Origin of the sequence: Amphritea atlantica (genome assembly GCA_024397875.1) — a bacterium.
GTDB classification, from domain to species: Bacteria; Pseudomonadota; Gammaproteobacteria; order Pseudomonadales; family Balneatricaceae; genus Amphritea; species Amphritea atlantica_B.
The window spans coordinates 3,414,470-3,440,736 of record CP073344.1; the positions used below are offsets into that span (position 1 = coordinate 3,414,470).

21 protein-coding genes and 3 pseudogenes are annotated in these 26,267 nt (G+C 45.0%); 17 read left to right on the forward strand and 7 right to left on the reverse strand.

Going from position 1 to position 26,267, the window contains the following annotated elements:
- The first annotated feature begins 56 nt into the window (after positions 1 to 56).
- The 4 genes from flgA to KDX31_15800 all read left to right on the forward strand — a co-directional run bounded on the left by flgA (position 57) and on the right by KDX31_15800 (position 3,571).
- Positions 57 to 758, forward strand: a complete 702-nt coding sequence (flgA, locus tag KDX31_15785; protein UTW02791.1) for a flagellar basal body P-ring formation protein FlgA — start codon at positions 57 to 59, stop codon at positions 756 to 758.
- Positions 759 to 876: 118 nt separating this feature from the next.
- Positions 877 to 1,194 (forward strand): flagellar biosynthesis anti-sigma factor FlgM, encoded by a 318-nt coding sequence (gene flgM / locus KDX31_15790; protein UTW02792.1) that lies wholly within the window; start codon positions 877 to 879, stop codon positions 1,192 to 1,194.
- Entirely contained in the window at positions 1,194 to 1,679 is a 486-nt protein-coding gene (locus tag KDX31_15795; GenBank protein ID UTW02793.1) for a flagellar protein FlgN, read from the forward strand. The genes flgM and KDX31_15795 overlap by 1 nt, the downstream gene beginning before the upstream one ends.
- Before the next feature lie 323 nt (positions 1,680 to 2,002).
- Positions 2,003 to 3,571, forward strand: a complete 1,569-nt coding sequence (locus KDX31_15800; GenBank protein ID UTW02794.1) for a site-specific integrase — start codon at positions 2,003 to 2,005, stop codon at positions 3,569 to 3,571.
- Positions 3,572 to 3,609: 38 nt separating this feature from the next.
- Here KDX31_15800 and KDX31_15805 read toward each other — a convergent pair.
- Positions 3,610 to 3,900 (reverse strand): annotated as a pseudogene (locus KDX31_15805) (IS3 family transposase).
- A gap of 40 nt (positions 3,901 to 3,940) precedes the next feature.
- Positions 3,941 to 4,666 (reverse strand): annotated as a pseudogene (locus KDX31_15810) (IS3 family transposase).
- 88 nt (positions 4,667 to 4,754) lie between these two features.
- Here KDX31_15810 and KDX31_15815 point away from each other — a divergent pair.
- From KDX31_15815 to KDX31_15825, 3 genes are read left to right on the forward strand one after another with little or no spacing between them, the layout of a single operon-like run.
- Entirely contained in the window at positions 4,755 to 5,048 is a 294-nt protein-coding gene (locus KDX31_15815; GenBank protein ID UTW02795.1) for a hypothetical protein, read from the forward strand.
- Positions 5,048 to 5,398 (forward strand): IS66 family insertion sequence element accessory protein TnpB, encoded by a 351-nt coding sequence (tnpB, locus tag KDX31_15820; GenBank protein ID UTW02796.1) that lies wholly within the window; start codon positions 5,048 to 5,050, stop codon positions 5,396 to 5,398. Before KDX31_15815 ends, tnpB begins: the two co-directional genes overlap by 1 nt.
- Before the next feature lie 24 nt (positions 5,399 to 5,422).
- Positions 5,423 to 6,949, forward strand: a complete 1,527-nt coding sequence (locus KDX31_15825) for an IS66 family transposase (GenBank protein ID UTW02797.1) — start codon at positions 5,423 to 5,425, stop codon at positions 6,947 to 6,949.
- A gap of 338 nt (positions 6,950 to 7,287) precedes the next feature.
- On the opposite strand, the gene KDX31_15830 is transcribed toward KDX31_15825, so the two are convergent.
- The 3 genes from KDX31_15830 to KDX31_15840 all read right to left on the reverse strand — a co-directional run bounded on the left by KDX31_15830 (position 7,288) and on the right by KDX31_15840 (position 10,269).
- The gene (locus KDX31_15830) at positions 7,288 to 8,253 is read right to left on the reverse strand and encodes an IS5 family transposase (GenBank protein UTW02798.1); all 966 of its coding nucleotides are present in this window, start codon (positions 8,251 to 8,253) and stop codon (positions 7,288 to 7,290) included.
- A gap of 130 nt (positions 8,254 to 8,383) precedes the next feature.
- Positions 8,384 to 8,821, reverse strand: coding sequence for a universal stress protein (locus KDX31_15835; GenBank protein ID UTW02799.1), 438 nt, complete (start codon positions 8,819 to 8,821; stop codon positions 8,384 to 8,386).
- A 119-nt stretch (positions 8,822 to 8,940) separates the two neighbouring features.
- Complete coding sequence (locus tag KDX31_15840) at positions 8,941 to 10,269, reverse strand: YjiH family protein (protein UTW02800.1); 1,329 nt, start codon at positions 10,267 to 10,269, stop codon at positions 8,941 to 8,943.
- Positions 10,270 to 10,552: 283 nt separating this feature from the next.
- Between KDX31_15840 and hutC the strand changes: the two genes are divergently transcribed.
- The 7 genes from hutC to KDX31_15875 all read left to right on the forward strand — a co-directional run bounded on the left by hutC (position 10,553) and on the right by KDX31_15875 (position 21,209).
- Complete coding sequence (gene hutC, locus KDX31_15845) at positions 10,553 to 11,263, forward strand: histidine utilization repressor (protein UTW05418.1); 711 nt, start codon at positions 10,553 to 10,555, stop codon at positions 11,261 to 11,263.
- Positions 11,264 to 11,889: 626 nt separating this feature from the next.
- Positions 11,890 to 13,137: an imidazolonepropionase gene (gene hutI / locus KDX31_15850; protein ID UTW02801.1), complete on the forward strand. Its 1,248-nt coding sequence runs from the start codon at positions 11,890 to 11,892 to the stop codon at positions 13,135 to 13,137.
- Entirely contained in the window at positions 13,124 to 14,065 is a 942-nt protein-coding gene (locus KDX31_15855; GenBank protein UTW02802.1) for a formimidoylglutamase, read from the forward strand. The genes hutI and KDX31_15855 overlap by 14 nt, the downstream gene beginning before the upstream one ends.
- A gap of 11 nt (positions 14,066 to 14,076) precedes the next feature.
- On the forward strand, positions 14,077 to 15,750 hold the full coding sequence (hutU, locus tag KDX31_15860; protein UTW02803.1) for a urocanate hydratase: 1,674 nt from the start codon (positions 14,077 to 14,079) through the stop codon (positions 15,748 to 15,750).
- Between the two features lie 58 nt (positions 15,751 to 15,808).
- Positions 15,809 to 20,647: an NAD-glutamate dehydrogenase gene (locus KDX31_15865; GenBank protein UTW02804.1), complete on the forward strand. Its 4,839-nt coding sequence runs from the start codon at positions 15,809 to 15,811 to the stop codon at positions 20,645 to 20,647.
- A gap of 94 nt (positions 20,648 to 20,741) precedes the next feature.
- The gene (locus KDX31_15870; GenBank protein UTW02805.1) at positions 20,742 to 20,981 is read left to right on the forward strand and encodes a hypothetical protein; all 240 of its coding nucleotides are present in this window, start codon (positions 20,742 to 20,744) and stop codon (positions 20,979 to 20,981) included.
- A 42-nt stretch (positions 20,982 to 21,023) separates the two neighbouring features.
- Positions 21,024 to 21,209, forward strand: a complete 186-nt coding sequence (locus KDX31_15875) for a hypothetical protein (GenBank protein ID UTW02806.1) — start codon at positions 21,024 to 21,026, stop codon at positions 21,207 to 21,209.
- Between the two features lie 185 nt (positions 21,210 to 21,394).
- On the opposite strand, the pseudogene KDX31_15880 reads toward KDX31_15875, so the two are convergent.
- Both KDX31_15880 and KDX31_15885 read right to left on the reverse strand, forming a co-directional pair.
- Positions 21,395 to 21,535, reverse strand: a pseudogene (locus KDX31_15880) (integrase core domain-containing protein).
- Between the two features lie 3 nt (positions 21,536 to 21,538).
- A protein-coding gene (locus KDX31_15885; protein UTW02807.1) for an IS3 family transposase occupies positions 21,539 to 22,698 on the reverse strand; the annotation gives its coding sequence in 2 pieces (ribosomal slippage) (positions 21,539 to 22,434 and positions 22,434 to 22,698; 1,161 coding nt in all).
- Between the two features lie 148 nt (positions 22,699 to 22,846).
- On the opposite strand from KDX31_15885, the gene KDX31_15890 reads away from it, so the two are divergent.
- From KDX31_15890 to KDX31_15900, 3 genes are all read left to right on the forward strand, one after another.
- Positions 22,847 to 23,209 (forward strand): hypothetical protein, encoded by a 363-nt coding sequence (locus tag KDX31_15890; protein UTW02808.1) that lies wholly within the window; start codon positions 22,847 to 22,849, stop codon positions 23,207 to 23,209.
- A gap of 662 nt (positions 23,210 to 23,871) precedes the next feature.
- Positions 23,872 to 24,126: a helix-turn-helix transcriptional regulator gene (locus KDX31_15895; GenBank protein ID UTW02809.1), complete on the forward strand. Its 255-nt coding sequence runs from the start codon at positions 23,872 to 23,874 to the stop codon at positions 24,124 to 24,126.
- Positions 24,113 to 25,363, forward strand: a complete 1,251-nt coding sequence (locus tag KDX31_15900) for a type II toxin-antitoxin system HipA family toxin (GenBank protein UTW02810.1) — start codon at positions 24,113 to 24,115, stop codon at positions 25,361 to 25,363. Before KDX31_15895 ends, KDX31_15900 begins: the two co-directional genes overlap by 14 nt.
- Positions 25,364 to 26,267: the final 904 nt, after the last annotated feature.

Consider the following 26,267-nt stretch of genomic DNA (forward strand, 5'->3'; position numbering starts at 1 on the left):
CTAAGCGTTACCTGACCATTGCCAATTCAATTGCAATGCGAACTTCCGGATTAAGCGTGAAAACAAATATATTCTCTACAATAATCACACTTATAACTATGTTAGCAGTGCCAGTAAAGGGCACACAGGCTGCCGAGACACACTCACTCACCCAAAAAGCACACCACTATCTGGTGGAACAGTACCAGAAAATCAATCCTATGGCGCGCACTGTCGTCAGGGTGTCCCCCCTTGCAACTGAGCTTGATATCCGCCGATGCAATAGCCCCATAGCCTTTATTCATGCACCCGGCAGGGCAACCCGCACAACCACCAAGGCCGTCTGCAACCAGCCGGCCTGGACTATTTTCATATCCGCCACCATTGAGCAATGGCAGCCGATTGCGGTCACCAGCAGGGCGCTGAGCAAAGGTACCATTTTGGGGGACTCTGATATCTATCTGAAAGAGTTTGATATCAAAAGCCTGACGTCACCCTACTTTACCAACCCCGGAGAACTGATCGGCCGCGAGATAAAACGGGCCGTAACCTCAAATCAGATAATCTCTCCAACACTGGTTGAAAAAAAGCTACTGATCCGTAAAGGTGACCTTGTTTATATACAAGCCAATAAAGGCGCTATGACCGTGCGGATGACCGGAACGGCCCAGCAGGATGGTTCGCTGGGAGAACAGATCAGCGTGATCAACAGTCGCTCAGGCAAACAGGTTCACGGATATGTAAAAAGCCAGGGAGTCATCACGGTAAATGGCCATTAGCACCCCCTCGCAGGCCGATATTTGAGCTGCTATACTGCAGCCATAAAATTGTAAATAGCGTTAAAGTTTTCCAACGCCGCGCCGATAGCTGTATTCAGAACAGCATGAGGACCAGAAAATGGTTATTGATATCACGGGTTTAACGTCTTCTTCACAGGCGGCTAACTCTCGTGCCAAGGTAAGTGAACAGCCTGCGACCGAGAGTAAAACGCAGCAAAAATCTGCAGACACAGGGTCTGCGGTTTCGACTGGCGTCAGCCTCAGCGATGCAGCTCAGGCAGTACAGAGAAGTGCCGGTCAGGCCGTTGAAGAAGGTATCTCAGTTAATGAGCAGAAGATCGCTGAGCTGAAAGCTGCGATCGACGATGGCAGCTATCAGATTAACTACGAAGGCACCGCTCGCGCTCTGTTTCAGCTCGAAAGTATGTTTGACTGATGACGCCCCCCCCTCTCGATCAAATTAATGCCCTGACGACTCAGGGCATTACTTTTCTGACGACACTGAGTGAGTTGCTTGATGCCGAATATAAGGCGCTACAGCAGCGCAGCATCGAACACCTACAGGAACTGGTCGGGCAAAAGACAGATACTCTGCAGCAACTGGAAGAAAATAATCAGGCACGCAACCAACTCTTTATCTCCGCCGGTATAACGCCGGATAAGCCTGGTTTGCAAGACTATAAAGCCCGGTTGAATGAAACAGAAGCAGCGTCGTTCACCTCACTCTGGAGTGAACTGGAACAGGTTCTGCGGCAGGTAAATGAAAAAAACAAGCGCAATGAAATTATCATTACCCGCAACAGCCGTAATCTCGAACAGCTGATGAGCATCATCAGAGGACAGAACCAGAAAAACACCCTCTACAATCAGAGCGGCGGCAAAGGGAATTACTCAGCACAAAACAGTCTGGGTAAAGCCTGATTTTTTTCAGATTTACCCGTGACCTCAGCCCTCATAACAAGTAGAATTCCTGCCACTGCCTCCCCGTAGTTCAACCGGATAGAATAGGGCCCTCCTAACCCCTCATCTTTACATATAATTATATAAAAGCACTAATAAAGCACCTTTAGTTATATGAAAAAACAAATATTTTACCTTTAGAATCAATAGCTTTTATTTTATTCGACATATATAAGCCCAATTCCCATACAACTCAGACACGTCATCAACATTCCTTTGCAATACTATTTTTCACGCTATAATACTACCAAATACACTACGAACGGCTTGAAAGAGGATTTTGGGTGGCAACAACGAAACGTGTAAAAAAAGCTGATTTCAAGCTCAGCAACTACATAGCGGATCACAAGATCACGCGCATGACGTCTTTTGCATTTAAAGAAGCGGAAATAGCCAAGCTACCATTAATGGCAGATGACAGGACTATCGATCTATATGACTCCAGCTTGGAACGCGGAGAGTGGAAGCTGGTACTTCGCTTACAGAAGACGCGAAAGACCTTTCATATCAGAAATCGGTCTGGAATGAAGGGCAAGATCGGTGTATGGATACCCAAACCTAATAGCAACCATTATCCTCGTGGATTCGTAAGTCTCGCACAAGCGAGAAAAGAGTTTTATAAACGCATTGAAGAGCTGAAAGCATTAACCGCTGAAGCCGCAGAAAAGCAGAAATGGACCATTGAACAGTATCTAGACAATCAATACATCCAAGACCGCCTCGTCAAACCCACAAAAGACGGAAACATACACCATGTAACAGAAAGCACAATCAGAGAAATCAAACAGGGATTCCCATTATGGATCAACAAAAGATTGATTGATGCTCACAATGACTGGCCAGAGCAGTTTGCAAATTACTGGAACTCTAAAGAATGTGTTGTTCCACGAACCCAAGAACGAAAAACTGGTATATCTTCTGAGACACAGCGCAAATATTACTCGATGATAAATGCAATGTTTCACATTTGCGTAAAAATGGGGTATCTGCGACACAATCCGATCGACAACAAAACATACCTTTTCAAGCGCAACGAAAAGCAAGAAATTAGAACTTATGAAGACGATTTCGGCTACGAAGAGATCATAGACTTTATTTTCGATGAATGCTCTGGAAGCCAAGCTGGTAAGTTAATGATCTCAACAATCATTCTCACAGGTGCCCGACCGGCTGAAGTCTACCGAAATAAAGCTTCAAACTTCAACGAAAAAAAGCGCAATGTTTTCATACCCGGAGCAATAAGCAAAAACAGCGGACAGCGACGAATAGCAATCAGAGTCGAACGCTACTGGATAGAGCTAAAGAAATACAAGCGTAATAACTGGCAAGAGAACCCAAATGATTTTATGTTTCCGAGCAATAAGTCGAACACCGGCCACTCAACAGAGAATATGTATAAACAAATTTGGCAGCAAATAAAGCATGCATATAAGATCACACACGGAGTTCTATACGACAGTAGACACACATTCGCAACAGAATCCGCCCGCGAATCCAATGTGGAGGTTACAGCTGGACTCATAGGCAATTCGATTGCAACTACGTATAAATATTATTACAAGAACAAAGAAGAAGATGCAGAAAGGGTCGTTGAAGCTATTCACACAAAAAAACGTAAACAGACTAATAACGCGCCAACATCTACTGCGACTACACGATCAGTAATCAGCATCGGAAAGCTTCCTGAGGAAGTTGCTGAGTTTTTCGAAATGTTCCGCAGTGGAAAGGAGCTGCCTGGTGATAATCAGCTGTATAAAGACGACTGGATGTCATTCATCAGCAAAGTTAAAAAGCGGGTCGAGCGCGGCAGGATGGGCGAAGACACGGAAGACTGGCTTGATGCCGTAACATGACAACAACCGGATGAATCGACCAGCCTATCGTAGACGCTTTACTGCTTGTTGATCTGCTGTTTTTCAAATTCGATTGGAGACAGGTTATTCGTATAGCCATGTTTCCTAACTGAGTTATAAAACATTTCGATGTAATCGAAAACATCTTGTCGCGCTTCTGCTCGTGTTAAATAGATTCGGCTTTTTATCCGTTCTCGTTTAAGGAGCTGGAAAAAGCTTTCGGCTACGGCATTATCATGGCAGTTCCCGCGTCGACTCATACTGGGCTTTAAGCGGTGAACTTTCAGGAAGTCCTGCCACTCATAGCCCGTAAACTGGGTCCCCTGATCGGGTAATCCTCCCCTTTTTAGTAGGTGCTAAAAGTAGAAGTTAAGCGACCATCAACGGTGGTTTGCCACCATTGGCTTTATGTGGTCGCTCATGATTGTAAAACCATAACCAGCTTGTTGCATAGTCCTGTACTTCATCCAATGTTTCAAAGAGGTGTTTGCTCACCCAGCTGTACCTTATTGTGCAGTTGTGACGTTCAATATAAGCATTCTGTTGAGGGTTGCCTGGTTGAATGTACTCAACTCATATTCCGTTCTTCAGTGCCCAATTGGTAAATTCATGACTGATAAACTCTGGGCCATTATCGCAGCGAATGACCAAGGGCTTACCCCTCCATTCGATTAACTGATTAAGCGATCGTATTACCCGTATCGAAGGTAGTGAAAAACCTGCGTCAATAGCTAAGCCTTCACGCCTGAAATCATCTATCACATTAAATAAACGGTATTTCCTACCGTCAGACAACTGGTCGTGCATAAAGTCGATTGACCATACTTGATTGGCTCGCAGTGGTTGCTTTAACGACTCAGGTTTGTGTCTTTTAAGCCGTCTGCGAGGCCGTATCCTCAGATTCAACGCCAGCTCACAGTAGATGCGGTAAATCCGCTTGTGGTTCCAACGAAAGCCTTTAACGTTGCGAAGGTAGTCAAAGCACATCCCAAACCCCCAGTCAGTATCTTTCTCAGTCAACTGAACGAGCCAGTCTGCGATTTCACTATTCTCAGAGGCTAACTTGGGCTGATATCGATAACAGGTTTCGCTGATGCCCAACGTAAGCGGTCGATAAACCCCATCTAAAAACTTTGCGATTTGCCCGCTAACCTGCACTCTCACAATAATAGAGGGCAATTCCATGACGACTGAACAAAAACGCACCTTTTGGCAAAAGCACATCGATGGCTGGCAGCAGAGCGGACTTTCTCAGCCAGAGTACTGCAAACAACATGATCTGAAACTCGCCAATTTCGGCTACTGGCGCACCCGCCTGAGCAAACCCAAGCGGAGCAATAAATTCATCCCGGTCGATCTGGGGCCAAACGTCCAGGCCAGGGTGTCATTGCCCAACGGCGTCCGCCTGGAAGTACCTATTCATGCCCTGGCTGATGTGCTGCCGTTGCTGAATCGAGTAGCACGGGAGGACCTCTGATGCTTCGCCCCTCTGACAGCATACAGGTCTACCTGTACGCTGAGCCCGTGGATATGCGTAAATCCATCGATGGCTTATCCGTACTGGTTGAGCAGGAAATGACGCTGTCTCCCAGCATGGAAGCCCTGTTTGTGTTCTGCAATCGCGGTCGCGATAAAATCAAGCTGCTGTGCTGGGAGCGCAACGGCTTTATTGTCTGGTACAAGCGACTGGAGAAACAGCGTTTCCGCTGGCCCAAGTCTGATGACACGCTCAGCCTTACCGGTCAGGAGCTGAACTGGTTATTGGATGGCTTCGATATTTTTAACAATCGTCCCCATCAATCCCTGTATTTTGACTCGGTCAGCTGACCGTTCAGTGTTAAAATCCGCGCTATGAGCGCGGCAAACAAACAGCTTCCAAACGACCCGGAGGCCCTCAAACGGATCATTGAGCAGCAGGCGAATCGTATCGCCGCGCTTGAAGAATCCCTGCGCCTGCAAAAACTCAAGAAGTTTGGTGCCAGCAGCGAAAAGTCTCCCGACCAGCAGGAGATGTTCAATGAAGCTGAACTGTCTATGGTGGTTGAGGAATACCTTACCGAAAGTGAGGCGGAGCAAGCACAAACTGAACTCAAAACACCGAAGGCTAAACCTGGCCGCAAACCGCTGCCAGCAGGCCTACCACGCGTACGCATCGAACATGATCTATCCGAGCTTGAAAAACAGTGCCCCTGCGGTCATGAGCGCACCGAGATCGGAGAAACCACAAGCGAGCAACTGGACATTATCCCGGCGCAGATCCGGGTGCTGGTCAACGTACGTAAAAAGTACGCCTGTCCTACCTGTGAAGACGGCGTCCAAACGGCGCTACTGCCGCCGCAACCCATTCCCAAAAGCAACGCCAGCCCTGGATTATTAGCTCACATTGTGACCGCCAAATACCAGGATGCACTGCCGCTGTATCGCCAAGAGGCGATACTGAACCGTTCCGGTATCGAGATACCCCGCAACACTCTGGCCAGCTGGATGATCAAGGCGGGTGAACTGACCCAGCCGCTACTTAACTTGTTGGAAGACAGCATGCTGGCTTATCCGGTACTGCATTGCGATGAAACCAGCGTGCAGGTCCTGAAGGAGCCCGATAAAGACGCCGCCAGCAAATCCTATATGTGGGTGCGGGTCGGCGGGCCACCCACGCAACCGGTACGGCTCTTTCATTATGCGGACAGCCGTAGGGGTGAGGTCGCCAGTCAATTACTGGCGGGGTATGAAGGCTACCTGCAAACCGACGACTACGCCGGCTACAATGCCGTGGGCGCGAACGGAGTCATCACGCAATTAGGGTGCTGGGCGCACGCCCGTCGTAAGTTTATCGAAGCGCAGAAAGCGACTGCCGGCAAAAATAAAAAAGCGGGCAAGGCCGATATGGCCGTCAGCTTGATTGGCAAACTGTACGCCATCGAGAAAAAGATCAAAGCCGAAAGTACGGAGGTCCGGTATCAAGTCCGCCAACAGGAGGCTGTGCCGCAGCTTCAGAAGATCCGGACCTGGCTGGATAATACCTTGCACAGCACGTTACCCAAGGGGTTACTCGGCAAAGCGCTGTCATATCTGGATAAAAACTGGGATAAGCTCACCGTTTACACGGAAGACGGCCGTCTGGCCATTGATAATAATCCGGCGGAAAATGCGATCCGCCCCTTCGTGGTTGGCCGTAAAAACTGGCTCTTCAGCGCCACGGTGCCGGGGGCTAAATCCAGCGCCAACCTCTACAGTCTGATCGAAACGGCGAAAGCCAATCAGCTGGAGCCTTACCAATACCTCCGCTATATCTTTGAGCAGCTGCCTAAAGCGAAGCGCATCGATCAAATCGAGGTACTGCTACCCTGGAATGTGACTTTGCAAGACGCTGTTAACTGACCGCTTACTTAATTACTTTATTAAAACCACAAACCAATCAACCAGAGCAGCAAGGCTACGGTCTTGCATTAGAAAAAGGGTTTACAGTAGAAGCATTAGATAAGAAAACAGCACAAGAGCTACAACAGTTTTATCATCATAATAGCTTTGAAGAACCTACTCATAACACAGCCATTAAAGCTAAATCGAAAGTTCAGGCGAAAGCTAGGGAAGGTACGATCAAGTCGCTTCTTTCCAGTCAGGCAGTCCCATCTGGCTATATCAGCCAGAAAAACCATGGTTTCTGACCATTTACTTCTGCCTGAATACCCATTTCACGGTATTCAGGCAGATTTGTCCTACGCACGTAGCATCTGACCCACTCTGACGATATTGGCTAGAGCAAAAAGCGTCGCCAGCTTGCTGTCGTTTTTCATCAGCCCACGGTATCGCGCCTTGGTAAACCCGAACTGACATTTTATGATTCTGAATGGATGCTCGACCTTGGCTCTAATACTGGCCTTCATATATTCGATGTTTATCGGAACTTTGTTGATTCTCGGGTGTTTCTTAAGAGCCCTGACTTTTCCTGGCCGCTCCGCAATATGCCAGTCAACGGCTTTGTCTTTTAGGTTGTCCCGCTTATCGATGCCTCGGTAGCCCGCATCAGCGAATACGAACTGCTCATCACCATGCAGTAATCGGTCTGCTTGGTTCAAATCATGTTCATTGGCAGCAGTGGTTTCAAGGCTGTGCGTCAGACCTGTTCTGGCATCGACGCCAATGTGAGCTTTCATGCCGAAATGCCAGAGATTACCCTTCTTCGTCTGGTGCATCTCCGGATCACGCTCACCCGCCTTGTTCTTCGTTGAGCTGGGAGCCTCAATAATGGTGGCGTCCATTAGAGTGCCTTCCTTGACCAGCACACCAGCCTCAGTCAGCCAGTTGTTTACTTCCTCGAAGATCTGCCGGCCAAGTCCATTGCGTTCCAGTAGGTGCCTGAAGTTCATAATCGTCGTGTGATCAGGGATTGGTTTATCGAGCGAGAGACTCGTAAATAGCCGCATCGATGCGATTTCATAAAGAGCATCTTCCATTGCCGGATCACTCAGGCTGTACCACTGTTGTAGACAGTGAATGCGCAGCATCGTCATCAGTGGGTAAGGCCGTCGACCGTTACCCGGTTTGGGATAATAGGGTTCAATGACGGCTTCGATCCGTTGCCAAGGAACCAGCGTTTCCATCCGTGCCAGGAACTTTTCCTTCCGGGTTTGGTAGCGCTTCTGTCGATACTCGCAATCGGCAAAGCTGAGCTGATTTTCCATGTGCTGATCCTGGCTGACACTATGGCGGGTATTGTCTCATACGGAGGGACTTATTCGCATGTTCCCTAGTAGTTGATAATGGCAACCCATCCATGGGTTGCGCGAAGCGTTTGACTTAGTCAGAGGATCTTCAGCTGCTCTCACGTATGACCAGAACAGAACAAGGTGCACGCTCAACTACTTTTGCGGTAGTCGATCCTAGTAGGACCCGATCTATTTTATTACGGCTATGGGCAGGCATGACAATCATGTCTGCACCCAACGTTTTAGCTTGGGAAACGATGCATTCCGCTGGCTTTCCTTCATGAACAGAAGTCGAGACCGATATACCTTGCGGAATTTTTTCTTTGACGTACTCGTTCAGATGCTTCGTCATTTCATCGGCAGCTTCTTGAAGCGCAAGAGCCGGGAAATAGGATGAAACAATAGGGTTGTGAAACCCAGCCACGATCGTCATTACATGCAACTCAGCTTGTTTGTTTTCTGCCTCATTGATGGCAATGGCAAGGGCTTTTGCGGCAAAGTTCGTTTCTCGCATGTCCATGGGTATCAGAATACGCGTGATCATAAGTTATCCTCTTGAGGCTGTGAGACTGCCTGTTCATTTATTCCGGGAGTTAACTGCTTCTTTACAGCAGCATTTGCGCACGCAATTCCAGTTTTTTGAGTGCGCTATCAACGAGTCAGTCATACCTTGCTTAGCAGGCTCTCCGCATAAAAGGCGACAGGGGCAGACAGAAGGATCGTCAGAGCTACACGCTGATACCAGACCATCAACATCTGTCTGATCGTTAATGGAATCTCAGTTGAAAGGATGCAAGGAATAGAAGCCGAGAAAAACAAAATGGATGAAATAGCGACCGTTCCGGCAACGAACTTGGCGGCTACAGCACTATTTGCCATTAGCAGTGCAGGTAGGAACATCTCTGCCAGTCCGGTTGCTGAGGCTTTAGCAACGAGAAGAGGGTCAGGAAGTTGTGCTAGTGCAGTGAAGGGGTAGAACAGGTAACCCACCCAATCAAACAGCGGCGTGTATTTTGCTAGCAGCAAGCCGAGTAGGCCTACTGACATGATTGAGGGAAGAATGCTCATTGCCATAAGTAGGCCTTCGGTCAGGTTTTGACGAATATTCACAAGCATTGATGGTGCCTGGTTAGTAACTGAAAGGCCTTCAATCACAGCATGCTTGAGCCGCGAATGCTCAAATGTTTCGTGCTGCGGCGCGGAAGACTTGTCGTCCATTTTGCACAGAGGGAATAAGCGCACGGTGATGGCGGTAACAACGAATGTGATAATCAGCGTAGACCAGAAAAACAAATTCCAGATATCCATTAGGCCCAAGGTCTTAGCAACAATAACCATGAATGTTGCCGATACCGTCGAAAAGCCTGTAGCTATGATCGCCGCTTCTTTGGCAGAGTATTGCCCTGACTTATAGACGCGGTTGGTGATCAGCAGGCCGATTGAATAACTGCCAACAAATGAAGCGACAGCATCAATTGCTGATTTGCCGGGAGTCTTAAATAACGGTCGCATAACCGGCTGTAAGATAACACCAATAAACTCCAGCAGTCCGTAGCTTATAAGGAAGGCAAGAAAGATTGCACCTATCGGTACAATCAGGCCGACCGGGATCACTAATTTGTTGAATAGAAAAGGCAGCATGTCTTTTTCAAACAGAATCTCTGGCCCGAATGAAAAGTAAGCCATCACGCCTGCGGCAATACCGCCGAGCTTTAGAAGCGAGAACACAATTTGTGTGTAATTTGTTCTCCATGTGCCTTTGTAAAAAGGGAAAAGGCCGCCGGCTATGATCATCAAAAGCGCGTAGATTGCGGCCCCATCAGCCTGATTTCCTCTAATCCAAGACACAATATGATCAAGAGGGATTGTGGTTTTTCCTGCGAATTCTATGGGGATAAAAAAGAAGAATATGCCAACAAAGCTATATATTGCCAGTTTTGCGATTGATATGGGGTTGAAGGATATCATGCTCGCCGTCTCATTTTTATTCATTTGAGTACCCTATATTTATAATTTTATAGCGAAAACTGAATTATGCTCAGCCGTCACAACAAGACCGCATGCAAGGCATGACACCCATGAAGCCATGCAATCTAAGATGTCTATATATGTATATACTACTCGTTGGTAAATGTAAACTCCCTTCTGGGCGGAGGTAAACTTGAAGTCCATGGCTTTCTGGCTTGCAGATGCCACATTCCTCATGCAGGATTTGTGTTGTGTGTATATTGGGGAGTATATACAATTAGAATTTGATGTTTTCCCGGAGTCTCGAGTGAGTACAGGTCCACGTTATCAGCAGATAAAGAGCTTCATCCTCAATGGTGTCATGCAGCAGGATTACCAGCCCGGTAGTAAGATACCAACCGAGATTCAGTTGGCAGATCAGTTTGGTGTCAGTCGCATGACGGTCAACAAGGCCATCAGAGACCTGGTTCAGGAAAATGTTTTGATTCGTCACCCCGGAGTAGGGACCTTTGTTTCTGACGCAAAGGCAGAATCACCGCTTACTGATATTAAAAATATTGCTGAGGAGGTCCGTCAACGGGGGCATGCTTATAGCTGTAGGGTGGTTAAGCTGGAGGATACCGTTGCTCACGAAGCGATAGCCATGCAGATGGGCGTTCCAATCGGTACGCCAGTTTTCCGTTCGGTTATCGTGCACCTGGAGGACGATCTGCCGATCCAGTTAGAAAATCGGTACGTTATCGTGAGCCTTGTTCCAGGTTATCTTGAGCAAGACTTCACAGCATTGACTCCCAACGAATATTTGTCGAAAACATGCCCTATTTCTAGTGTTGAGCATATTGTAGAAGCGATACTTCCGGATGAGAAAGTGCAGCGGCACCTGGATATAGAACCTAATACAGCGTGCCTTCTCGTAAATCGGCGCACCTGGTCAGATGGTCGCTTGGTTAGCTATGCGTGCCTGACTCATCCGGGAACTCGATACAAGCTAAGATCAATAGCATCGCGCGGAGATTGAACCGTCGGTCAATTTCTTTCACAGCCTGCTGTGGCACAACTGGCCTACTGTTTTTGGTGATACTACGAGTGCACTACGAGAGGCAGACATGACTGCCTTCCTCGCAGGCTTTATTGATAAGTTGCCTATTGCCTATTGCGCAAAATTGAAAGCCCGCACCGCTTTTTCCTGACTGCATTCAACAATCAGCAAACTGATTGGTATCGCCAAAACCTCCTATACCTCCGGCAATGACTGTTTTCAGTAGCATTACGACTGGCGATGCTAGTTATCAGTCTTCATTTGTTTACCATTCCCTGTCTAGGTATATATCACTGACAGAAAATATACACCGGTAATACGTCATAGCGACCCGCCGGATCATAGATCTGCATCGTGATCTTTCTAGATGAATAGGAAGCTTCGATGTTTATTTGTCGATGAACAGTGATTTTCAAAAAAACTCAATAATGCAATTAATTTATATAAATCAACTTCATGGCATTTGTCAGCTATGGATGGGGAAACAATGGTTGCACGGAGAGTCACCTCGCCTGAACTGACAAGAATTTAATGAAACTTACAGAAATAGTTTGATCTTTGTTTTTTAAGTGGTATATATATGTATATACAACTCAACAAGAAGTATGGTGATTAACTTGTTTGAAGCCTGTGAACGAATTTGGACCAACGTCAACTTAGCGACGATCACACCACTCGCTACAAACCCTTACGGCAGATTGTCGAACCAAGCTTTGGGTGTTCGGCAAGGTCGTATTGCCGCAATCGCTCCCATGGCTGAGTTGGCTCATGTGCAGCTGCTTGGTGAAGTCATCGACTGCAAAAACGGCTGGATGACGCCGGGCCTGATAGATGCTCACAGTCATCTTGTGTTTGCCGGCAATAGGGCGCATGAGTTCGAGCAGCGCTTGCTAGGAGTCACATATGAAGATATTGCCTGCCAGGGAGGTGGAATTCTCTCCACCGTCAAGGCCACTCGCCAAGCCAGTATTGAGGAGCTTGTTAATTTGTCAGAGCCCCGCCTTAAGGCCTTGATGGCTGAGGGAGTTACGACCATTGAAATAAAATCAGGGTACGGTCTAAGCGTCGAGTCAGAACTTAAGATGTTGCGTGCCGCAAAGTCCCTGGCTGAACGTAATCCGGTACGGGTTTCTACGTCACTGCTGGGGGCTCATGCGCTACCGCCGGAATATCAAGGAAATTCTAATAGCTACATCGACTTGGTTTGTAATGAGCTTATTCCGGCAGCTGTTCAGGAAGATCTGGTGGATGCTGTTGATGTTTTTTGTGAAGGCATTGCATTCACCCCTGAACAATGTGAGCGGGTTTTTCAGGCTGCAAAAGTACATGGCTTGGGAGTTAAAGCACATGTAGAGCAGCTATCCAACTTACATGGTGCAGAATTGGCCGCGAGGTATAACGCCTGGTCGGTTGATCATATTGAATGGCTTGATGAAGCTGGTGCTAAGGCCGTAGCTGAATCAGGCACAGTGGCGACGCTGCTGCCCGGTGCTTTCTATTTTCTGCGTGAGACTAAGGTCCCACCAATCGAATTAATTCGTAAGCATGGAATTCCGATCGCAATTGCGACAGATCTTAATCCGGGCTCATCGCCTCTAGCGTCTCTGCGTTTAGCTATGAACATGGCCTGTACTCTATTCCATCTCACACCTGAAGAAAGCTTAGCTGGTGTTACAAGTAACGCTGCTCGTGCGCTTGGTCTAGGTTCCAAGCTTGGTCGACTAGAAGTGGGGATGCGTGCTGATATGATCCTTTGGGATATAGACACACCTGCGGAGCTTTCTTACCAGTTTGGCGTAAATCCAATAAAGCAAAGAATATTTAATGGAGAGGTGAGTAATGTCTGGGACTAAATTTAAAGCTATTTGGTCAGGTCGTACCGACTCCGAAGAAGCTGAGGAGCTGGCAACACGATTGCACCAAGTAATTGTGCCATTCAGTCGTGGTGAAGAAGGCTTGGCTATAGTTGGTTTTTGTTCTGATGAGGGAGTTAGTCGTAATAAAGGGCGTAAAGGTGCTCGAAATGCTCCAGACCAATTACGTCGAGCTTTAGCTAACCTTCCGTGGTCATCAAACCGCCAGGCATATGATGCTGGAAATATTATCTGTGAGGATGATCAACTAGAGCAGGCGCATGAGGATTTAGCCAATCGTGTGAGTGATTGTCTTGCTGGAGGGCATTTCACTTTTGTTCTCGGTGGTGGTCATGAAGTTGCTTATGGAAACTGGCTTGGTCTGGTGCAACATTTTGAATCTCAAGAGAGTGTGCCACTCATCGGGATAATAAATTTTGATGCTCATTTTGACTTACGTCTTGATAGGAATGGTTGTAGTTCAGGCACTCCCTTCTACCAGATTGCTAAACAGTGTGAGCAAAAAAAGTATCCATTTAAATATAGTTGCTTCGGTGTAAGTGAGGTTGCAAATAGCTTGGCACTGTTTAATCGAGCTGATTTGCTAGGCGTTAGCTATCGAAAAGATTCTGATATGGGTGTAACTGCTCTAGATGAGATCACTAATCAGCTAGAGCAGTTTATTGATGATTGTGATGTCTTGTATTTAACAATCGACCTAGATGTATTACCCGCCAGTGAAGCTCCCGGCGTCAGCGCGCCAGCATCGAGAGGTGTTGGTCTTGAAGTGTTGGAGCCTTTGATAGAAACCATAAAAAGCTCCGGAAAACTAAAATTAGCTGATATTGCTGAATACAACCCCGTATTCGATATCGATAACAGGACCGCTCGAGTCGCAGCGCGTCTTTTTTACAACATTGTTAAGTGAGGAAAACAAAAATGACAAATACTCGTCATGATCCTAGTCGTGTAATTAAAGCGCCAACTGGCTCGAATATCACCTGTAAAAGCTGGTTGACCGAAGCCCCAATGCGAATGCTGATGAATAACCTTCATCCTGATGTGGCAGAAAGGCCTGAAGATTTGGTTGTTTACGGTGGTATTGGTCGAGCTGCCCGTAACTGGGAGTGCTATGACAAAATTATTGAGGTGCTGCATCGCCTTGAAGATGATGAGTCTCTGCTTATTCAGTCCGGTAAACCTGTTGGGGTATATAAAACGCATCCCGACGCCCCTCGAGTGCTGATTGCGAACTCCAATCTTGTGCCTGAATGGGGTAACTGGGAGCACTTTAACGAGCTGGATAAAAAAGGTCTGATGATGTATGGCCAAATGACTGCTGGCTCATGGATCTATATTGGCTCACAGGGCATCGTTCAAGGCACGTATGAAACATTCGTCGCTATGGCCAAAAAGCACTTTGATGGTGATGCATCAGGTAAGTGGGTTCTTACAGGTGGGCTTGGTGGTATGGGTGGTGCTCAGCCACTAGCTGCAACAATGGCAGGATTCTCTTGTATCACTGTTGAATGTGATGAAACTCGCATCGACTTCCGTCTTCGTACCCGCTATGTCGATAAAAAAGCACGTAGCCTTGATGAGGCGCTGGGTATGATTGATGAAGCCCGTGCTAATGGAGAGGCTATTTCTGTTGGTCTTTTGGGGAACTGTGCAGATATCTTCCCTGAACTGGTCGAGAGAGGTATTACGCCGGATGTTGTAACCGACCAGACTAGTGCTCATGATCCGCTGAACGGTTATCTCCCGCAAGGTTGGACGATGGAACATGCAGCAGAAATGCGACAGAAGGATGAAGCTGCCGTAGTTGATGCAGCTAAAGAGTCGATGGCCGTGCAGGTAAGGGCTATGCTGGTGCTACAGTCTCGTGGTGCAGCAACTACAGATTACGGTAACAATATTCGCCAGATGGCTCTAGAAAAAGGGGTGAAAAACGCTTTCGATTTCCCTGGTTTTGTACCTGCTTATATCCGTCCGCTGTTCTGTGAAGGTATTGGTCCATTCCGTTGGGTTGCTCTTTCCGGTGATCCTGAAGATATCTATAAGACAGATCAAAAAGTGAAGGATCTGATCCCTAATGATCCTCATCTTCATAATTGGTTAGATATGGCCCGTGAACGTATTGAGTTTCAGGGGCTACCCGCTCGTATCTGCTGGGTAGGTCTTAAGGATCGTGCACGTCTGGCCCTGGCTTTTAACGAGATGGTGAAGAATGGCGAGCTGAAAGCTCCGATAGTTATTGGGCGTGATCACCTGGATTCAGGATCAGTTGCCAGTCCGAACCGTGAGACAGAAGCGATGCTGGATGGTTCAGATGCTGTATCTGATTGGCCGTTACTTAATGCGCTGCTTAATACTGCTGGTGGAGCAACCTGGGTTTCTCTTCACCATGGTGGTGGTGTGGGCATGGGCTTTAGCCAACATTCTGGTGTAGTCATTGTTGCAGATGGTACTGAGGCAGCAGCAAAACGCTTGGGACGTGTATTACGTAACGATCCAGGTACCGGTGTTATGCGCCATGCTGATGCGGGCTACGATATTGCGATTAACTGCGCTAAAGAACAGAGACTGGATTTACCAATGCTGGAGGCATAAGCGAAATTATTCATGAGGCTGGCAGAGGTGCCGGCCTCATTTTGATGAGTATAAAACAATGCAGAATATCCAGAATAAAAAGCATAAACGGATTGAACAAGTCCTCCATAAGTGTGGAGATCAGTTAGTAGAAGCAGAGCAAGAGCAAATGGTGGCTTTGACTAAGCTGTTTTACAGAGAAGTCTGCTACAAAGTTTTTGAAAAAACAGATATCGATCAGTTGTATGCAGCAATGCATAGTACATGGGAATTTATCGCTTATCGACGACCGAATCAGACACGTGTTCGGGTGTTCAATCCCACTTACGAAACTCATGGTTGGCATTCTGATCACACTATAATCGAGATCGTGACTGAAGATATGCCATTTCTAGTCTCATCTGTTTGTATGGTGCTTCAAGAAAAAGGTAAAAGGATTCTTCAGGCGATTCATCCGGTACTTTCAGTAGGAAGGGATGATGACGGTCAACTATTTGATATTTCCGCTGAAGAGCAGCAGCCTGCCGAATCACGCAATAAAGAAGCTGTAATTCGGTTAACTATTGGTAGCTTGGAAGATCCTGTTGAGTTACCGACTATGGAACAGCTTCTTCTGCAAGTAGTTGAAGATGTAAATGTTACCGTTGCAGACGAAATATCTATGAAGACCATGCTGGATGAGTCGATTATTGCAATGGAGTCTGTTCGGCAGCGGGTTGACTTGGATAATGCCACTTTGGATGAAACAGTAAAGTATTTACGTTGGCTTACTGCTGATCGATTTACCAATATTGGCTTTGCTTACTATGACTTGATCAGAAGTGGAGATGACCGTTGTAATTTAGTTCTGGATGAAAGCAGTCGTTTAGGTATTTTACGTTTTGATCGCCACTTTCCTGAAGAAAAAAAATATATCCCTCTTTCACCCTATTTATCACAATTGGAGATGAATGCGTCTCCTTTGATTATCACAAAATCAATTTACAGATCACCTATTCATCGCGCCGATCATCTAGATTACCTTGGGGTAAAACGGTTTGATCAAAATGGTAATGTAGTAGGAGAGTATCGTTTTTTGGGTTTATTTAATCACATAGTTTATACCAGTGACGTTACTGATATTCCCCTGTTAAGGTTAAAGGTAAAGAAATTAAAGGACAGTTTACGTGTTAAACCTCAAGGGCATAGAGGACGATCGCTGGAGCACATCCTTGCTCAGTACCCTCGAGATGAAATGTTGCAATCTTCACAAGATGATCTTGAAACTATTGTCCGAGGAGTACTTGAAGCTTATGACTGTCCTCAGTTGCAGCTATTTACCAGAACTGATGCATATGGCCGGTTTGTAACAGTTTTAATTTTAGTGCCTAAAGAACAATTCAACGATAAAGTCCGAAAGCGAATTGAGCAGATTCTTGTTGATGGGTTAGGTGGTTCAGATGCTGAATTCCAAGCGCACTGGACTGAAGGCTTACTGGCAATGTTGCAATTCAATATTCACGCTCAGGATGCTCACCAGTTAGAGATTGATAGTGACATGCTTGAGGCGAAGGTTGCTGAATCTTTACTATCATGGGAAGACTTATTGTCAGAACTGCTTGTCGATATTAATGGTGAAGAGCGAGGAAGAGACCTTTACGAGCGTTATCATGATGTATTACCCGGTAGTTATAAAGCTGATGTAGAAGCAGTAATTGCTGCACAGGATATTAGCAAACTGGAAACATTAAGCACTCAATCCCCTATAGCAACATCACTATATTTTGATTCAGGAAAAACTGATCACCCAGCTCGTTTTAAGTTGTACGGCAAAGGTACAGGGAAAGCGCTTTCCGACGTGTTACCAATTCTGGATAACATGGGGGTAAAGGTTATTAATGGTAGTTCTTACCTACTGAACTCTTCAGTCGAGGGTAAAGCTTGGATTCTTGAGTTTGATATCGCATTTGTTCAAGGAAATATTCCTAAACGGGCATTGGTTAAAGAGTTTTTTCAGGAGTCCTTCACCCGTGTTTACACCGGGGAGGCAGATAATGACGGATATAATCAACTAGTCGTTGCTGCGGAGCTTGAATGGCGAGAAGTCATAATTATTAGGGCGATAGGGAAATATCTTGCACAGCTTCAAATACCTTTTTCCCAGTCCTACTTGGAAACTACGCTGGCTAACAATCCTGCAATCACAGCCTCCTTAGTTAAGTTGTTTCATCAGCGATTTGATCCGGATTTATCTGAAAATTCGCAGGCTGTGGCTGATATATCTGCCAGTATTCTTCAAGAACTTGATGATGTAAACAGTCTCGATGAAGACCGGATCTTGCGAGGTTTCCATGCCGTAATATTGGCTATCTTACGTACTAACCACTATACGCTTGAGGCTGATGGAGGAAATAAAGAGTACTTATCTTTCAAGCTGGACCCGGAGAAAATCCCAGGGATACCGTTACCTTGTCCAAAGTATGAGATTTTCGTATTTTCCTCAGAAGTGGAAGGGGTCCATCTACGGGGCGGGAAGGTTGCTCGGGGTGGTTTACGCTGGTCGGATAGACGAGAGGATTACCGTACCGAAGTACTTGGATTGGTTAAAGCGCAGATGGTTAAAAATGCCGTCATTGTCCCCGCCGGCTCGAAGGGAGGCTTCGTATGTAAAAAGCTACCTGTAAATGGCTCACGCGATGCAATTCAGGCAGAAGGTGTGAGTTGTTATAAGACCTTTATTCGTGGCCTGCTCGATCTTACCGATAACTTAGAGAATGACAAAGTTGTGCCGCCAAATGGCGTTGTTCGCTATGACGATGATGATCCATATCTGGTGGTAGCCGCGGATAAGGGAACAGCTACTTTTTCTGATATAGCTAATGGTATTGCAAATCAGTATGGCTTTTGGCTCGGAGATGCTTTCGCTTCAGGTGGAAAGAACGGTTATGACCACAAAAAGATGGGAATCACTGCTAAAGGTGCTTGGGAATCTGTTCGCCGACTATTTATGGAGAAATCAATAGATACTCAAAGCGAAGAGTTCACGGTGGTCGGTATTGGAGATATGTCAGGAGATGTATTCGGTAACGGCATGTTGCTATCAAGACACAGTCGCCTAGTAGCCGCTTTTAACCATCAACATATCTTTTTTGATCCTAATCCTAATAATGAGGCAGCATATATTGAACGGCAAAGGATGTTTAACCTGCCTAGTTCAAGTTGGGCTGATTATGATGAGCAGTTAATCTCCCATGGTGGCGGTATTTTCAGTCGTTCGGCGAAGCGTATCCAGATTACTAAAGAGATGCATCAGGTATTGGGTATTGATGAGAAGCTTGAGCAGTTAAGCCCAAATGATTTGATCCGCAGCCTCCTTAAAGCTCCTGTCGACCTGCTTTGGAATGGCGGTATCGGAACTTATGTAAAGTCCTCTGGAGAATCTAATGACGAAGTGGCTGACCGAGCAAATGATAATGTGCGTATCAATGCAAATGAACTTCGCTGTGGTGTTGTTGGTGAAGGAGGAAACTTAGGTTTTACACAGCAGGGACGCATTGAATATGCAAGAAATGGTGGGTTGATCAACACCGATGCAATCGATAACTCAGGCGGCGTAGATTGCTCTGACCATGAAGTAAACATAAAGATCCTATTAAACCAGGCTCAAAGCGCAGGAGAACTGAAAGATTCTGAGCGCAATAAGCTTTTGGCATCGATGTCTGACGAAGTGGCAAGCCTTGTGATTCGACAGAACTATCAACAAAGTGCACAGCTAAGCTTTTCAGAAAGTACAGCCTTTGATCGTTTGAATGAAGATAAACATCTGATCCAAAAACTGGTTCGTGAAGGAAGGCTGAATCCTGAGTTGGAGTTTATCCCTCAGGAAGAAGTACTGACAGAAAGGTTTCAGAAAAATGAAGGGCTCTGTCGTCCTGAGATGTCTGTATTGTTAGCCTATAGCAAGAACAAGCTGTATGAGGAGTTAGTACAGTCAGAGCTTGCGAGGGACTCTTATTTACAGATGCAACTTCGTGAGTACTTCCCTAAAGCATTGCAGAAACGCTATCAGTCTATTATTGACGAACACCCGTTGCGTCATGAAATAGTAGCAACACAGTTAACAAATCATATTACAAACCGAATGGGCGCAACGTTTTGCCATGCGATGTTAGAGCAATCTCAAGCAACATATGCAGATGTAGTTCGTGCTTTTATAGTGGCTCAAGAATTGTTGGGGACTCATAGTTTAGTTTCGGCAATCGAAGACCTTGATAACTGGGTGCCATATAAGTCCCAGTTGTTGATGCATCAAATTGTCAATCATAGCCTCGAGCAAGCCACGTTATGGTTGCTAACTCGATGTAAGTCTCATATCGATATCAATCTACTAATTAAGCGTTTTCGTCCTGGTATGAAGTCAATAATTGATGACATTGATGCTTTACTGACAGGGGACGCACTGAATAGTCATAAAGAACGGATTCAGTTGTTGATTGATGATGGTGTCTTAGATGGTCTTGCAAATAAGGTCTCCCATCTTGTTTGGTCGTGCAATGCATTGGATATGATCTGGCTGAGTGAATCTACTAGTGAGGATCTATCTACAGTTATGAAAGGATATTTGGGGCTGGACATGAATCTAGGCATCCACATGTTACGGCTTAATATTTTATCTCTGCCAGAAGATGATCTTTGGAATAAGAAAGTTCGGGCATCATTAGTTAAAGAGCTTGATAGCTCTTTCAGACGAGTTGTTGCTAACTTCATAGAGTTTACTAAAGATCGGGATGATATCAGTGAAGCGTTAACTGATTGGAAAAAACAGAGCACAGATTCTATTGACAGTTACCAGAATACACTAGCAAATGTTCGTGCATTGGGGGCTCCAAGCTTAGCGATGCTGAGTGTTGCTGTAAGTGAACTCAAGATGGTTGCTTAACTTTTCAATAGGCATGTCATTCGGGCTTGCTGAACCCTTTTTAGAGTGATGCAAGCCCTTGTTTTATGGGTTGTTAAAAAGCATGGTGATACATATGTCTGATGTCGTTTATATTGATTGCTTCCCAGTTAGAAGCATCGTCCACAATATTCAGAAAAAAAATGAAAATAGCTGGTGGGTGATTAGGCGCACCCTCGGAATTGATGGGACCCCCTTGCCTTACGGCCGTGTTGTATATTTTTCACGCACATTTACCGATGCTGAAACCTGGATTAGTCATCAGAAATTCTCATACTATTCGATTAATAATCTAAAATTTAGTGTCGATGCCTAATAAAGTTTGTAACGATGTTTAGAATCAACAGGATAACTGTTTATGCCTTTTTATAAGAAGAAAAATAAAAGAAAGTTCCTTTGTGATTTATCAGTTTTTGAGGAAGAAGAATCTCAAAATTTATTTGATTGTGAAATCAATAGTTCTGTAAGTTATGACGATCGAAGTCGAGAGGTTTATATTTCTTTTGAAGAAGATGAGCGCTGTTTTGTTAGATCGTCAAATTGATTGTCTAAAATGGGATAAATAATTTCAACCATTAAATTGCTATAATACAATGCTCAACTTAAGATTGAAGTAAAAGTCGGCTTGTTTTCCACTTCTTTACAAGAAATATCTTTATATAACTAATGTCTAGAATTTATGCATGACTAGGTAATCCTCCCCTTTTTAGTAGGTGCTAAAAGTAGAAGTTAAGCGACCATCAACGGTGGTTTGCCACCATTGGCTTTATGTGGTCGCTCATGATTGTAAAACCATAACCAGCTTGTTGCATAGTCCTGTACTTCATCCAATGTTTCAAAGAGGTGTTTGCTCACCCAGCTGTACTGTACTGGTCAACCCCAGCCGGACACATTTTTTTGTGAATTTTCCAAGTTGATTGGCGATAAATCCCCATTCGCAGAGTGCAGCCTTTCCAGATTGTAATATCTCATGTACTTAGCCACATCTTGCCTCATATGCTCTCGCGTTGGCTGGTAAACCTTCAGTATCCAGTCATGCTTCAAGCTACCAAAGAAACGCTCAACGACGGCATTGTCCCAGCAGGCTCCAACGTCACCCATCGATGAGCGGAGGTCGTAGCTTTTCAGTAAACGCCTATATTGCTTGCTGGTATATTGTGAACCTCGGTCACTGTGGAAGACCAAGCCCTTTTTCGGCTGACGGAGATTAACGGCTTTCATCAATGCTCTGCAAACCAAGTCAGCACTCATGCGTTTATCAATATGCCAGCCCACTATACGACGTGAGTACAAGTCCATCACGACCGCAAGATACATCCAGCCCTCTGCGGTTCTGAGGTACGTGATATCGCCAGCCCAAACCTCATTCTGAGCAACCGGATTAAAATTCTGGTTCAGCAGGTTGTCAGCCACCTGATCACTATGTCGGCGCTTAGTCGTCACCTTGTAAGCGATACGTTGCCTAACCTTTAATTTCAGTTGTCGCATGAGTGTACGGGTGCGATAACGTCCAATTCTAAAGCCTTCTTCACGTAGCTTTTTCGCCAGCTCTCGACTGCCCAGGCTGTCTCGGCTAGCCCTAAACAACTCTTTGGCTCTGCGATACAAGTGCAGAGTATCAGCGCTGATGACCTTGGCTGGCCGTTTACACCAGCTGTAATATGCTGAGCTGCTCACTCTCATGACACGGCACAGAACACGTACTGGATAAATCGCGGCCTGCCGCTGAACGAAGCGATACTTTACTTCATTTCTTTCGCGAAGAAGGCTGAAGCCTTTTTTAAAATCTCCTTCTCCATACGAAGCTCTTTATTTTCCTTGCGCAGGCGTTTTAGCTCTTCTCGTTCATCCTCGGCCAGCGTCTGTCCTTGTTGCTGCTCTTCAAATTGCTGTTTCCAGCGATAGAGCATATTAGTCGCAATACCCAGTGATTTAGCGGCTTCAGGCACTGAGTAACCCTGGTCAACGACCAGCGCAACAGCTTCTTCTTTGAATTCTTTCGGGTATTGCTTATAACTACGTTTCTGTCCCATTCCTACACCTCAATGTTTGACGTTTATAGTCTCTTATTAAAGTGTCCGGTGTCATTAGACCATTACAGGGGGGAATCCGTTAAGTTATAGTGACCCACTTGGTTTATTACGCTGGACGGGATCTGCTACCAGCGTTGGTGTTGTTGGTGTGGTTGGGGCCACGGCTACAAAATATGAGCTAACATCCGAATGGGTAGACGGAAAAAGAGCGACTGTTACCGTGATTGGTGTAGGGCCAGCACTGGGTGTTGGGGCTGACGTTACCACAGCTAGGAGTTGTGTTGCATTCAATGAACCTCTGGAATTTATAAAACCTGACCTGTTTAATGGAAGGTTTATCTCAGACCAAGTTGGCTGGGCTGTACTATGGGCAGGCTATGGTTCAGGTGTTACCCAATTGGGAGATGCGTGGAGTATAGCTCATGGTAAAATTGATTTTGGTTGGGATGCAAGTTGGTCATTAACGGTTGGAACTTCAACTGTTATGGATGTTAAATGGGAAGAAAGGTGAGGTTGTCAATGAAAAGGATAGGTGCTGTTATTTTTGCATGCATTGCTGCCTCAATCGGAACGTCAATATTGTTAGGCCTGCTTATTATCTCAACGATTGGGGAAAAGTATGATTTTGTTTTATTTGGTGAATACTCGATAGTAACAAAGATCATAATAATGATTTGCTATTATCCAGTTATGCATAAATACCTTAAAGTTAACTAAGCTTGCTGTTAATAACTTTACTTCGAAAAGGTCAGCCATGCGGGCCTTTTTTTTATCTCACAAACTGTCATTTTAACCAGCAGCGCCTGCACACTTTTCCGGTTTCGGGTGTCACTATTGACCAGCAGGGTTTGCAAGTTGGGCCAGCGCCTACATAGTCCGCTTTTGGCACTTTCCTGCCGGAAGCTGAAGCTCAGATATCCCCAACCCTGATGTCTGCTATGGGGAAATGTGGTTTCCGGGGGAGGGGTACGCTAACCAATCATCATAGTCTCCAGTGTGCCGGTAGAGGCCATACCGCAGTTTCAGAAGCATTCGGATTAAGTACAAAAAAGGTCACTTCATCAGCAAGCCGATGGCATCTGGGGTACATATTTTAATATCAACAATCATTAAAGTTGACTATATAATCATATTTAACTATGATTTAAAAAAGTATGAATATATGGTCATAAAATGTCTGGCAGAAAAGTAATAGGGAAACAGCTTTCAAAGGCTCGAAAAGAGAAAGGATTCACGCAATCACAAATATCAGAATCGTCCGGTTTGGATCAGGCCATCATCTCGAAGATAGAAAATGGCCGGTTTAATGGTTCATTGCGCATCTTTGAAGATTATCTGGATGCGCTCGACTTTGAGCTGGATATCTCACCTAAAAAGCGCGTATTGCCACGTTTCGATGAGATAGAGGGGCTTTATGGAGAAGACTGATTATTACTTTCCTGAAAAAGTGAGCCGAATTGATGTACAGGTTGGCGACACCCATTCAGGTATTCTGAAAAAATCGGCCAGACACGAGTTTAATTATGATGATGTTGAGAGTCCGGCCATCTCTCTGACAATGGCACGCTCAGAAGATAAGATGGGCGTGATCACGTACGGTGCTCTACACCCTATCTTTCGCCAGAATCTGCCTGAGGGCTATGTGCGGCATTACATTCATGAAAAACTCTTTCGTTTAAATAGAAATATTAAAGTCGATGATATGTTTCTGTTGGCCCTACAGATGGATAACGGCATTGGCCAATTAAATTACCAATCAGAGATCCAACTACCTACCATTCAAGAAACGACTTTAAGCGAGATTCTAAAGTGGGATAGTCAGGAAGACCTCTTTCCTCAATTATTAGAAAAACATTACTTAAAAGGTATGCTTTCCGGTGTGCAGCCTAAAGTATTGATTAACTCAGAGAGGGCTTCCGTTCATCAAAAGGACTTCATCGTTAAATCCTTTGATGAAGAATTGGATCTGCTGACCGTTAATGAGTTTGTTTGTATGTCAGCCGCCAAACATTGTGGCCTGAATCCTCCAAATTTCTATCTGTCTGAGAATTTAGAGAACTTCGTCATAGATCGCTTTGATTATGATGAAGCGGGGAAAAAGATTGGCTTTGAGGATTTCACCACCCTGCTTAAGAAAGGCGATTCATTTGATGCTAAGTACACAGGCTCCTATGAAAACCTACTTAAAGTCGTTGCAGGCATTACACACAGTAAAGAGCAGTTTGAGTTGGCGTATCGCTATATCGTCTTCAATTGCCTGATCGGTAATGGTGATGCTCACCTGAAGAACTTTGCCCTTCAATATAATGCCGATCTGAGCGATATCCGCTTAACACCGCCTTACGATATTACCCATACGCAGATCTATCCTACGCTTGATAAAAAGTTGGCTTTAAAGCTGGATAACGATAAAGCGTTCCCTGATAAGAAAGCACTCATTAAGCTTGCTTCTGCTGTTCCGGGTTATGAGATCTATCATCCAGAAGTGATCATTAATTTACTGGCTGATGGCATCATGGAAAGCATTGAGAACTCTGCTGAGATTGATGCCTTTACTGGGTTAAAGAAATCCATTCAGACGAATGTAATGGCCGTTAAAGGCGTAGCTTACAATCCGAAAGGTTATCGGCATAAGAAGAAAAAGAAGTTTGATTTTGAACCTTAAGCTTCCTACTTCAAATATTTGCGTAGCGATAAAAAAGCCTCGATCTTGCGTATACATACATAGATTAAGGCTTTCAGGATGTTAGGTAAAACCAATATGCACCCCAGATGCCATCTGGCTTGCTTCATCAGTGACCTTTCATTTCACAACTTAAATAGCCGTGATCACCAGCCTAATAAAAAACGGGCTAGAAGCCCCGTTTGCTTTATTTACTAGTCACAAACTAAATTACGGTCACAAACTTTATTCAGCTAGTCACAAACTATATTGTGAGCTGACAATGACCACAGAAGGCAGCAGCGTCATAGATATGACCAAGAGGATTTTTTTTGTTATGAATTATTGTTGATCGCAATTTGTGAAGTTACAACAGCTAAGAGCTGACGAGTTGACCAATAAAAATTCTTAGTTAGAGTTGTAAAATATGCATTAAGTTATGGTTATGTTGTAAAAAACTAAAAACACAACACTCACAGTAACTTTCAAGCCATTGATTTATTGACACCTTTTTATTATATTGCAGAGTTTACGATGCTTCAAAATTTTACAACAATATATTATTGTTTTCATATATTCCGATCTATTTTTACAACATTATAAAGAGAGACAACCTCGGTCTTACCAAATTAAAAATCTTCAATCCCTCTAAGATACCCGCCAATACTGAACATAATATTAATGTTGTAATTTTTAATATTTAAAAATATAAATGCGTTGTAACATAATCAATCTTTTATATATTGTCTACTTTAGATATTGAAATAAACCCAGCATTCATGGGCGATAATAGCTTTACATCTCTTATTTTATAAGTAGTTCCAGGTATTTTTAGTTTTTATCTATAGAGATGTAGGATTAGGTATAACCAAATGATAAAATTAGAACTACAATAATAACAAACTTT